Origin of the sequence: Klebsiella sp. MS 92-3, assembly GCF_000195655.1 — a bacterium.
Classification (GTDB): Bacteria; Pseudomonadota; Gammaproteobacteria; order Enterobacterales; family Enterobacteriaceae; genus Klebsiella; species Klebsiella pneumoniae.
Genome location: NZ_GL882838.1, coordinates 24,945 through 36,437, shown reverse-complemented (window position 1 = coordinate 36,437; position 11,493 = coordinate 24,945). Strand labels below are relative to the sequence as shown.

Below are 11,493 nucleotides of genomic sequence, written 5' to 3'. Positions count from 1 at the left end.
TTACGGGCGCCCTACGTTATGTTATTTACTGCTCACCGGCAGGCCAGCGCCCTGCGACTCGCCCTGCGGCAACTCGAGAACGGCAACCGACCAGGCCGGCAGCGTGACCGAACCGTCAGCGGCAACCTGCACGCCGCTCGCCAGCGACCGGTCGCCCGCCGCCTGCTGAATAGCGCTCAGCTGGAGCGATGTGCCGGCGAAGTCCTGCAGCGTCCGGCTTTCCGGCGCGGCGTTGATCGCCACCACGATGCCGTCGACACGGCTGTCCAGACTGGCGCCAGCCTGCATCCCGTCATCGATGGTCATCACCAGCAGACCCGTCTGCTGATCGGCGCCAGTATTGCGGAAGTCCACGCGCTTCATCACCGTCGCGCCGTCGCCGAGGGTAAACAGCGGAGACGATTTACGCAGCGCGGTCAGCTCCTGATAAAACGCGGTCATCTGCTTGAGCTCCGTTTCACCCGGAGTAGCCACCGCGTCTTTCACCCGGGCGATAATGTCATAATTGCTGCCATCATCGCTGCTGCGCGGCATACCGACGTTGTAGTTGTTGTCCTGCAGGGAGTAGTCCACGCGGTTAAACCAGTCGCCGGAATCATACGAATCGCGGGTAAAGGATTTAGAGCGCAGCAGCTCCGAGCCCTGCTGGTCAAAGGCGATCCCCTGGCCGAGCATCACCGTCGCCAGCGACACCGCCTGCATCCGGACGCGGGTATCGAGATCCGCCTCCTGAGCGGCTTTATAGCTGATCATGTCCCACAGCGTCTGGTTATCGTGTTTTGACACATAGTTCACGACTTCCGTCGGATCAGCCGCATAGCCGCCTGGCGCGCCGTTATAGTCAATCTCGCTGCCTCTCTTCACCGCGCCGTCTTTGTCGATCAGCACAAAGTCCGCAAGGTTACCGGCCATGCCGAGACGGGTCAGATCGGCGAGGTGACGCGCCTGATCGTCGGTCAGGGTGGTCAGCTCATTCGGCAGAACGCCGGCCCCGCTGCCCACGCCCTGGTTCTGGCGTAATGCGTCACCGGAGTCGAACGGCCCGCCGCCGCGCACGGCGTCGCGCAGACGATCGGAGAACGTGCCGATCCCGGTGCCTTTGAGATTGATTTGCGAGGCAATTTCAAAGCGATCGCTCTGGTTGGAATCCCAGCCTTCGCCAAAGAAGTAGATATCCGGGTTCAGCGCTTTAATGCGTTCCCAGGCCGAGAGGATCTGCGCTTTCGGGTGGTAGCCCATCAGGTCGAAGCGGAAGCCATCGATCTTATAATCGGTGGTCCATACCGCCAGTGAATCGGCGATAAGCTTGGCGAACATCCGGTGCTCTGGCGCCGAGTCGGAGCAACAGGTAGCCGATTCCACGCTGCCGGTGGTTTCGTTCAGACGCTGGTAGTACCAGGGGACGATCTTATCCAGTACCGAGGTGCGATCGGTCGGGCCGGCGGCGTTGGTGTGGTTGTACACCACGTCCATAATGACGTTCATTCCCAGATCCTGCTTGATCGCCTGAATCATGGTGCGGAACTCTTTAATACGCGCCGTGCCTTCCGGATCGGTGGCGTAGGATCCTTCCGGTACCGTGTAGTGGAACGGATCGTAGCCCCAGTTATAGGAGTCGGTCTGCGCCACCAGCGTATTCAACGCCTGCACCTGCGGGTTATCCTTGCTGTCGTTCTGCTTCAGCTGAGTCAGCACCTCTTCAACCGTCGAACCGCTGTCGCAATAGCCCGCAAACTCGCTGCTCTTCACCGCGCTATTGACCTCGCACAGGCGGCTGAACGGCTGCTGAATATCGGCGACCTTGTCGTTGAACTCATTGACCGTCGCCAGATCGAAGACCGGCAGCAGCTCAATATGGGTCACGCCCGAGGCCGACAGCTGTTTCAGATGCTGGACCATATTGCTTTCCTGGGCGGTGAGCGCCAGATACTTACCGCGCAGCTCCGCAGGAACGGTTTGATCCCAGGCGGAGAGATCGCGAATATGCGATTCGTGAATCGTCATTTTCGCCAGATCGGCTTTGGTTTTCTGCGCGTGCGGCATCGTCAGCCCGTCCCAGCCTTCCGGCTTCAGCGCGCTGTCGTTGAGATCGACCACCTGGCTGTACTCCGAGTTGGTCGACAAACTGTGGGCGTAGGGATCGGTCACTTCGTACTGCTCGACTTTACGCGACTGCGGGTGGTAGACCGTCATCGCGTAGCGGTAGAAGGCGCCCTTCAGGTCGCTTCCCCCCTGCCAGGACCAGGCGCCGGAGGCGCTGTCGCGGGTCATCGGGTGACTGGCTATCACTTTCTTGTCCGCGCTATAGATCACTAGCTCGACCTGCTGCGCCGTGGGCGCCCAGACGCGGAAGGTCACGCCGCTATCGGTTAGCTGGGCGCCATAGCTCAGCGCCTCGGCGGCGGCGGCATAGGTATCGTCCAGCACGCCGGCGGTCTGCACCTGGGTGGCTGAGCTCAGGATCCCATCGCTTTCCGCGGCTATCGCCACCGTCTCGCCCTGCAGCAATTCATCGACGTTAACATCATCCGGCAGTTTAAAGGCTGGATAGCTGGCGAGATGCGGGAAGCGCATGCTTACCTGCTGGTTGACGGTGGTGGGGGTCAGCTTGACATATTTATCGCTAAATTCGCCGTTACTGTCGGCGGCCACCTTACTGCTGTGGCTGTAATAGAGGCGCACAATGGGTTTATTTTCCCCACCCGGCCACAGCAGAGTAGTCTTATCGACCCAGTGCGCATCGGCCAGCGCCACGCCAAAGGCGGCGCGGAAGGCGTCGGCGCGGGAGTCATAGAGCGCGCTGTTGCCGGCGATGACCGATACCGTCCGATCGGTGAAATCACTGAAAGAGACGCGCAGGTCGCTGTCGATAAGCTTATTGGTGCCATCGCGGACGATAACGTTGATGCATCCGCTCTCTTTAGTCAGCGGGATCACCCAGTAAGGGCCATATTTGTCGCTGCCGGTCGGCGTGGTGCTGACATCATTCCAGTCCGCCACCGGCGCGCTCAGCGCGTCACAGGTTTCGTTGTTCCATAAATAGAGGTTTTTCGTCGCATAGTCGGCCGGCGTGCTGCTGGTGATGCCGGCGATATCGACGAGATGAATGACAGCCTGCCTGGCGGAAGCCTGCACCGCTTCGCCTGGGACGGCAACGTCCGGTAAGCGGACGACGACATCCTGCGGGTCGGGCGTGCCGGGAGTGCCTGGGTTGCCAGGATTGCCTGGTGAACCCGGTGAGCCAGAGGTAGAAGAGGAAGAGCTGTTATCACAGCCACTCAATAATACTAACGATCCAAGAAATAGGGCATGACAGGTATATCTGAGCATTCGATAGTCCCTAATATGCTTATTAAATTATAAAAGGTAAGAAAGGATGAATATCTTTACAGCGCGCTAATTAGATATTTTTGCTTTCCCAGGCGCAATCATCCCCCACAAATGAGCGGGGGGCGTAGGAAGCCGGGGGAGTAAATCAATAAAGGGAATGACGACCCGAAACCGCAAACTGATTATGATTCGCCACGCTTATCGCCACTCTCCGGCAATAAATAATTCAAAAGCCAATAATCACCTACCTGTTTCGGTAGGGTATTACGCCAACGTGCAGAAAAATAAATTAGCAAAGGAATTAAAATGCCAGTTTCTGTGATGAGGTTAACAAATATAAATAAAGGGATAATTAAATTATTACCACAAATTGTGACGCTCATCATATTAATAACCGCTATCCCACAGCTGGCGAAATTAACCTGGCGCGTGGTATTCCCTGTGAGTCCTGAGGATATTTCCGCTCTACCGTTAACCATGCCTCCGCCGGCAGATCCGGAATTAAAAAATGTGCGGCCCGCATTTACCCTGTTTGGCCTGGCGGTGAAAAATAGCCCCACGCCAACGGATGCTGCCAGTCTCAATCAGGTGCCGGTTTCCAGCCTGAAGCTACGCCTGGCCGGGCTACTCGCCAGCAGCAACCCGGCGCGCTCCATCGCTATTATCGAAAAGGGAAATCAGCAGGTTAGCCTTAGCACGGGCGATCCCCTCCCAGGATATGATGCGCGGATCGCCGCCATTCTGCCTGACCGGATCATCGTCAATTATCAGAGGCGCAAAGAGGCCATTTTATTATTTAACGACAGTCGCGCGCCGTCGCCGCCGCCCACCGCCGCGGGCAACCCGCCCCTCGTGAAGCGACTCCGCGAACAGCCGCAAAATATCCTCACTTATTTATCTATTTCGCCGGTACTCAGCGGCGACAAACTGCTGGGTTATCGACTAAACCCAGGCAAAGACGCCTCGCTGTTTCGCCAGTCCGGCCTGCAGGCAAATGATTTGGCGATTGCCTTAAATGGCATCGATTTACGCGACCAGGAGCAAGCGCAACAGGCGCTGCAGAATCTGGCCGACATGACCGAAATAACGCTAACCGTTGAGCGGGAAGGCCAACGACACGATATTGCTTTCGCGCTGGGGGATGAATAATTGCCAACCATGAAAAGCCTGCGAAAAATGCTGCCTGCGCTGCTGATATTAACCCCGCTGCTATTTTCTCCGGCCGCCGCGGAGGAATTTTCCGCCAGTTTTAAAGGCACCGATATCCAGGAATTTATCAATACCGTCAGCAAAAACCTGAATAAAACGGTGATTATCGATCCCAGCGTACGCGGCACTATCACCGTGCGCAGTTACGATATGCTCAATGAAGAACAATATTATCAATTCTTCCTCAGCGTGCTGGATGTATATGGCTTCGCCGTGATCAATATGAATAACGGCGTGCTAAAAGTGGTCCGCGCCAAAGACGCCAAGACCTCGGCCGTGCCGGTCGCCAGCGCGGCCGCGCCGGGCGAAGGCGATGAAGTGGTCACCCGGGTGGTGCCCCTGACCAACGTCGCCGCCCGCGATCTCGCCCCGCTGCTCCGCCAGCTGAACGATAACGCTGGCGCCGGCAGCGTGGTCCATTATGAGCCCTCCAACGTACTGCTGATGACCGGCCGCGCGGCGGTTATCAAACGCCTGCTGACCATTGTCGAGCGCGTCGACAACGCCGGGGATCGCAGCGTGGTGACCGTGCCCCTTTCCTGGGCCTCCGCCGCGGAAGTGGTCAAACTGGTTACCGAGCTTAATAAAGATACCAGCAAGTCGGCGCTGCCGGGCTCGATGGTGGCGAACGTGGTGGCCGATGAGCGCACCAACGCGGTACTGGTGAGCGGCGAACCAAACTCGCGCCAGCGCATCATCGCCATGATCAAACAGCTCGACCGCCAGCAGGCGGTACAGGGTAACACCAAAGTGATCTACCTGAAGTACGCCAAAGCCGCCGATCTGGTGGAGGTTCTGACCGGGATCAGCAGCTCGCTGCAGAGCGACAAGCAAAGCGCCAGGCCAGTGGCCGCGATCGACAAAAATATTATTATCAAAGCCCACGGCCAGACCAACGCCCTGATCGTCACCGCGGCGCCGGACGTGATGAACGATCTTGAGCGGGTGATCGCCCAGCTCGATATCCGCCGCCCGCAGGTGCTGGTGGAGGCGATTATTGCCGAAGTGCAGGATGCCGATGGCCTTAATCTCGGTATCCAGTGGGCAAACAAAAACGCCGGCATGACGCAGTTCACCAACAGCGGTTTGCCGATATCGACGGCTATCGCCGGCGCCAACCAGTACAACAAAGACGGTACCATCAGCAGCTCGCTGGCCAGCGCCCTCGGCTCGTTTAACGGTATCGCCGCCGGCTTCTATCAGGGGAACTGGGCGATGCTGCTCACCGCCCTCTCCAGCAGTACCAAGAACGATATTCTGGCCACCCCCAGCATCGTCACCCTCGATAACATGCAAGCCACCTTTAACGTCGGCCAGGAAGTTCCGGTATTAACCGGCTCGCAAACCACCTCAGGCGACAACATCTTCAATACCGTCGAGCGCAAAACCGTCGGCATTAAACTGAAGGTGAAGCCGCAGATTAACGAAGGCGATGCGGTGCTGCTGGAGATAGAGCAGGAGGTATCGAGCGTTGCCGACTCGGCCTCCAGCACCAGCAGCGATCTCGGGGCGACCTTCAATACCCGGACGGTGAATAACGCCGTGCTGGTTGGCAGCGGCGAAACGGTGGTGGTTGGCGGGCTGCTGGATAAAACCGTCACCGATACCGCTGACAAAGTGCCGCTGCTCGGGGATATCCCGGTGATCGGCGCCCTGTTCCGCTCCGACAGCAAGAAAGTGTCGAAACGCAACCTGATGCTGTTTATCCGCCCGACCATCATTCGCGATCGCGATGAGTACCGCCAGGCTTCTTCCGGCCAGTACACCGCCTTCAACAATGCGCAAACTAAACAGCGGGGTAAAGAAAGCAGCGAAGCGTCGCTCAGCAACGACCTGCTGCACATCTATCCGCAGCAGGAGACCCAGGCCTTCCGCCAGGTCAGCGCCGCCATTGACGCCTTCAATCTCGGAGGCCGCCCATGACGCCAGCCGCCGAACGCCGTCCGCTGTTGCCCTTCGCCTGGGCCCGCGCGCACCATCTTGTGCTGCTCAGCGACGGCGAATGCTGCGAAGCGCTGTGCCGCCCCGATACCGCCGCCCGGGCGCTGCTGGAAGCGCGCCGCCTGGCGGACGGCCCGATGCGCGTCAGCCGTCTGGCGCCGGACGCGTTCGAGAAAGTGCTGGTGCTCAGCTATCAGCGTGATTCGGCGGAGGCGCACCGCATGATGGCCGACATCGGCAACGAGCTCGACCTCTATACCCTCGCCGAAGAGCTGCCGGACACCGACGATCTGCTCGACAGCGAGGACGACGCGCCGATCATCCGCCTGATCAACGCCATGCTCACCGAGGCCATCAAAGAGAAAGCCTCGGATATTCATATCGAAACCTACGAGCGCCATCTGCAGATCCGCTTTCGCGTCGACGGCGTGCTGCGGGAAATTCTGCGCCCGCAGCGGCGGCTGGCCGCCCTGTTAATTTCGCGCATCAAGGTGATGGCCAGTCTGGACATTGCCGAAAAGCGGGTCCCTCAGGATGGCCGCATGGCGCTGCGCATCGGCGGGCGAGCAATCGACGTGCGCGTCTCCACCCTGCCCTCCAGCCACGGCGAACGCGTCGTCCTGCGTCTGCTGGACAAAAACAGCGTCAACCTGGATCTGCTGACGCTGGGCATGCCGCCCGCCCTGCTCGATCGGGTCGATGCGCTGATCGCCCGCCCGCACGGCATCATCCTGGTCACCGGTCCGACCGGCTCCGGGAAAAGCACGACGCTCTACGCCGCCCTCAGCCGCCTCGACGCCCGGGAGCGCAACATCATGACCATTGAAGATCCGGTGGAGTATGAGCTGGAGGGCATAGGCCAGACCCAGGTCAACGCCAAAGTCGAGATGACCTTCGCCCGCGGCCTGCGTGCCATCCTGCGCCAGGATCCGGACGTAGTGCTGGTGGGCGAAATCCGCGATGGCGAAACCGCCCAGATCGCCGTTCAGGCCTCGCTGACCGGGCACCTGGTGCTGTCGACCCTGCACACCAACAGCGCGCTGGGCGCCATTTCCCGTCTACAGGATATGGGCGTGGAGCCTTTTTTACTCTCCACCTCGCTGCTGGCAGTGATGTCGCAGCGGCTGGTGCGCCAACTGTGCCCGCACTGCCGTCAGCCCTGGCAGGCGGATGCCAACACCGCCCGGCAGATGGCGGTCCCGGTCGGCGCGCGGCTGTGGCAGCCCAAAGGCTGTCCGGAGTGTAATTTCATCGGCTATCGTGGGCGTACCGGGATCCATGAACTGCTGCTAATCGACGATCGCGTGCGCGCCGCCATCCACCGCGGCGAGAACGAGATCACCCTGATCCAGCAGCTGGGGCCAGCCTGGCAAACCCTGCGTCATGCCGGACGCGACAAAGCGCTGGCGGGGATCACCAGCTGGGAGGAGGTGATGCGGGTCACCGAACAGCAAACGACGGAAAGCGTCTAAGATGGCCCTGTTTCGCTATCAGGCGCTGGACGCGCAGGGCAAAACCCGTCGCGGCCTTCAGCAGGCCGACTCCGCCCGCCACGCCCGCCAGCTGCTGCGGGACAAGGGCTGGCTGGCGCTGGAAGTGACAACTGCCGACCCGGCGCGGCGACTGTGGGCCGGCGGATCCCTTACCCGACGTACCAGCACCGGTGATTTAGCCCTGCTCACCCGCCAGCTGGCGACTCTGGTTGCCGCCGGGATCCCGCTGGAAAAGGCGCTCGATGCCGTCGCCCAGCAGTGCGAAAAGCCGTCGCTAAGAACGTTAATGGCCGGGGTGCGCAGCAAAGTGCTCGAAGGCCACTCGCTGGCGGAGGCGATGCGCGGCTATCCCGCCTGCTTCGACGGGCTGTTCTGCGCCATGGTGGCGGCCGGCGAAACCTCCGGCCATCTCGACGGCGTACTGAACCGGCTTGCTGACTATACCGAGCAGCGCCAGCAGCTCCGCGCCCGCCTGCTGCAGGCGATGATCTACCCCATCGTACTGACGCTGGTCGCTATCAGCGTGATCGCCATTCTGCTCTCCACCGTGGTGCCGAAAGTCGTTGAGCAGTTTGTCCATCTTAAACAGGCCCTGCCCTTCTCTACCCGGCTGCTAATGAGCCTGAGCGACATCGTGCGCAGCGCGGGCCCCTGGCTGGCGCTGCTGTCGTTACTGGCGCTGCTGGCGCTGCGCTATCTGCTGCGCCAGCCCGCCCGGCGGCTCGCCTGGGACCGGGCGCTGCTGCGCCTGCCGGTCATCGGCCGCGTGGCCCGCAGCGTCAACAGCGCGCGCTACGCCCGCACCTTAAGCATTCTCAATGCCAGCGCGGTGCCGCTGCTGCTGTCGATGCGCATCAGCGCCGACGTCCTCAGCAACGCCTGGGCGCGCAGCCAGCTGGCGGCGGCCAGCGAATCGGTACGCGAAGGCGTCAGTCTGCATCGGGCGCTGGAATCCACCGCCCTGTTTCCGCCGATGATGCGCTACATGATCGCCAGCGGCGAACAGAGCGGCGAACTGACCGCCATGCTGGAGCGCGCGGCGGAGAACCAGGACCGGGAGCTGAGCGCGCAGATCCAGATGGCCCTCAGCCTGTTTGAGCCTCTGCTGGTGGTCACCATGGCCGGCATGGTGCTGTTTATCGTGCTGGCCATCCTGCAGCCGATCCTGCAACTGAACACCCTTATGAGTATGTAACTGTATTAATGGAGAAAACTATGCAACGGCAACGCGGTTTCACGTTACTGGAAATTATGGTGGTGATCGTCATTCTCGGCATTCTCGCCAGCCTGGTGGTGCCTAACCTGATGGGCAACAAGGAGAAAGCGGACCGCCAGAAGGTGGTCAGCGATCTGGTGGCGCTCGAGGGAGCGCTGGACATGTATAAACTCGACAATAGCCGCTACCCCAACACCGAACAGGGACTGCAGGCGCTGGTGACCGCTCCGGCCGCCGAGCCGCATGCCCGCAACTACCCGGAAGGCGGCTATATCCGCCGTCTGCCGCAGGACCCGTGGGGGAATGAGTATCAGCTGTTAAGCCCGGGTCAGCATGGCGCCATCGACGTCTTCAGCGTCGGCCCGGACGGGATGCCCGACACCAATGACGATATCGGCAACTGGACCCTCGGGAAGAAATAGTGTCTCAGCGCGGTTTCACCCTCCTGGAGATGATGCTGGTCCTGCTGCTGATCGGCGTCAGCGCCAGCATGGTGCTGCTGGCGTTTCCCTCCGCCCGCACCCAGGAGGCCACACAGATCCTGGCGCGCTTTCAGACGCAACTGGATTTTGTCCGCGAGCGCGGGCAGCAAACCGGTCAGCTCTTCGGCATTATCATCCACCCTGAGCGCTGGCAGTTTATGCGCCTGCAGCCTGCCGACGATAGCGCCCCGGCGGCGGCTGACGACCGGTGGGGCAACGCGCAGTGGCTGCCGCTGCAGGCCGGACGCGTCACCACGGCGGAAACCCTCCCGCGGGCCAGGCTGACGCTGCGCTTTCCCGACGGCCAGGCGTGGACGCCGGGCGAGCAGCCCGACGTGCTTATTTTTCCCGGCGGTGAAGTCACGCCGTTTCAGCTGCGAATTGACGCCGCGACGGGCATCAACGTCGACGCCCAGGGCGACAGCCAGCCGCTGGCGGCGCGGGAGCAGCCATGAAGCGTGAAGCCGGAATGACGCTTATCGAAGTGATGGTCGCGCTGGTGATTTTCGCCCTCGCTGGCCTGGCGGTGATGCAGTCCACCCTGCAGCAGACGCGCCAGCTCGGGCGTATGGAAGAGAAAATCCTCGCCAGCTGGCTGGCGGATAACCAGCTGGTGCAGCTGCGGCTGGAGAAACGCTGGCCTGCCCTCAGCTGGTCTGAAACCACCGTGGAGGCCGCCGGGACGCGCTGGTTTGTCCGCTGGCAGGGAGTGGAAACCGCGCTGCCGCAGCTGCGGGCGCTGGACGTGGAGGTCCGGCGGCAAAAAAGCGATCCCGCGCCGCTGGCCACCCTGCGCACCTGGGTGACGCCGCCATGATAACCAGGATGCGCGGTTTCACCCTGATTGAAACGCTGCTGGCGCTGGCTATTCTCGCCGTCCTCAGCGCCGCCGCCGTGATGGTGCTGCAGAACGTCATCCGCGCCGATGGCCTGACCCGCGAGAAAAGCCAGCAGATCGCGGCCCTCCAGCGCGCCTTTCGCCAGATAGCCGACGATGTCACCCACATCATTCCCCGTCGCGCCAGAAACAGCGACACGTTTTTCTTCGCCGGACGTTTCCAGTTGCAGAGCGACGACTGGGGACTGGCCTTCAGCCGCAGCGGCTGGCCAAACCCGCTGGGGATCCTCCCGCGCTCGGAGATCCAGAACGTCAGCTACCGTCTGCGCCAGCAGCGGCTTGAGCGTCTGAGCTTCGATCAGCAGGATCCGCTGACCGGCAGCCAGCCGACGGTCCGGGTGCTGCTGCGCGAGGTCACGGCGTTTCGCCTGCGGTTTTACGCCGACGGGCGCTGGCAGGAAACCTGGGACCGCCCGCAGAGGCTGCCGCAGGGGCTGGAGATCACCCTGACGCTGGCGAACAGCGGGGAGATAACCCGCCTGTTTTTACTCACCCCGGGAGGCGGCCAGTGATAAATCGGCAACGCGGCGTCGCGCTCCTGATGGTGCTGTTCATCCTCGCCCTGATGATGATCCTCGCCAGCGCCATGACCGAGCGCACCGCGGTCATGTATCAGCATACCGCCGTGACCCTCGATAATTTGCAGGCCAGATGGTACGCCCTGGCGGCGGAAAACATGGCCGCCGCGCTGCTGCAACGCGATGCGCTGGACTCGCCCAGTCAAACGAACCTGGCGCAAACCTGGGCGCAGGAGGGGCGCCGCTTTACCCTCGACGATGGCGAAATCCGCGCCACGATCCGCGACGGGCACGCCTGCTTCAACCTCAATGCTATTGACCATCGCGCGGATGAGGCTGGCGACGGAACGCCCTACCCGACCAACGTCTTCGTTCGGCTGCTGGCGCTGCTCGGCGAGGCGCCCCC

Annotated in this window: 11 protein-coding genes; 10 read left to right on the top strand and 1 reads right to left on the bottom strand. The window is 61.4% G+C overall.

The window, feature by feature from the left end; translation table 11 throughout:
• Positions 1–21: 21 nt before the first annotated feature.
• On the bottom strand, positions 22–3,330 hold the full coding sequence (pulA, locus tag HMPREF9538_RS07380) for a pullulanase-type alpha-1,6-glucosidase (RefSeq protein WP_032420645.1): 3,309 nt from the start codon (positions 3,328–3,330) through the stop codon (positions 22–24).
• A gap of 184 nt (positions 3,331–3,514) precedes the next feature.
• On the opposite strand from pulA, the gene HMPREF9538_RS32430 reads away from it, so the two are divergent.
• The 10 genes from HMPREF9538_RS32430 to gspK form a co-directional block, all read left to right on the top strand.
• On the top strand, positions 3,515–3,652 hold the full coding sequence (locus HMPREF9538_RS32430) for a hypothetical protein (protein ID WP_004219434.1): 138 nt from the start codon (positions 3,515–3,517) through the stop codon (positions 3,650–3,652).
• On the top strand, positions 3,637–4,479 hold the full coding sequence (gene gspC, locus HMPREF9538_RS07390) for a type II secretion system protein GspC (protein ID WP_020317203.1): 843 nt from the start codon (positions 3,637–3,639) through the stop codon (positions 4,477–4,479). Before HMPREF9538_RS32430 ends, gspC begins: the two co-directional genes overlap by 16 nt.
• Before the next feature lie 9 nt (positions 4,480–4,488).
• Positions 4,489–6,462 (top strand): GspD family T2SS secretin variant PulD, encoded by a 1,974-nt coding sequence (gene pulD, locus HMPREF9538_RS07395; RefSeq protein ID WP_004151935.1) that lies wholly within the window; start codon positions 4,489–4,491, stop codon positions 6,460–6,462.
• Positions 6,459–7,952 carry a type II secretion system ATPase GspE gene (gene gspE, locus HMPREF9538_RS07400; RefSeq protein WP_004151936.1) on the top strand — a complete coding sequence of 498 codons (1,494 nt, stop codon included), beginning with the start codon at positions 6,459–6,461 and terminating at the stop codon, positions 7,950–7,952. The genes pulD and gspE overlap by 4 nt, the downstream gene beginning before the upstream one ends.
• A 1-nt stretch (position 7,953) precedes the next feature.
• Entirely contained in the window at positions 7,954–9,168 is a 1,215-nt protein-coding gene (gspF, locus tag HMPREF9538_RS07405) for a type II secretion system inner membrane protein GspF (protein ID WP_009485795.1), read from the top strand.
• 20 nt (positions 9,169–9,188) lie between these two features.
• The gene (gspG, locus tag HMPREF9538_RS07410) at positions 9,189–9,611 is read left to right on the top strand and encodes a type II secretion system major pseudopilin GspG (RefSeq protein WP_002889054.1); all 423 of its coding nucleotides are present in this window, start codon (positions 9,189–9,191) and stop codon (positions 9,609–9,611) included.
• The gene (gene gspH / locus HMPREF9538_RS07415; protein ID WP_004213437.1) at positions 9,611–10,126 is read left to right on the top strand and encodes a type II secretion system minor pseudopilin GspH; all 516 of its coding nucleotides are present in this window, start codon (positions 9,611–9,613) and stop codon (positions 10,124–10,126) included. The genes gspG and gspH overlap by 1 nt, the downstream gene beginning before the upstream one ends.
• Positions 10,123–10,488: a type II secretion system minor pseudopilin GspI gene (gene gspI, locus HMPREF9538_RS07420; protein ID WP_002889025.1), complete on the top strand. Its 366-nt coding sequence runs from the start codon at positions 10,123–10,125 to the stop codon at positions 10,486–10,488. The genes gspH and gspI overlap by 4 nt, the downstream gene beginning before the upstream one ends.
• The gene (gene gspJ, locus HMPREF9538_RS07425) at positions 10,485–11,081 is read left to right on the top strand and encodes a type II secretion system minor pseudopilin GspJ (protein WP_004222700.1); all 597 of its coding nucleotides are present in this window, start codon (positions 10,485–10,487) and stop codon (positions 11,079–11,081) included. Before gspI ends, gspJ begins: the two co-directional genes overlap by 4 nt.
• The coding region (gene gspK / locus HMPREF9538_RS07430) for a type II secretion system minor pseudopilin GspK (protein WP_009485794.1) at positions 11,078–11,493 on the top strand (416 nt) is incomplete at its 3' end. The genes gspJ and gspK, both read left to right, overlap by 4 nt.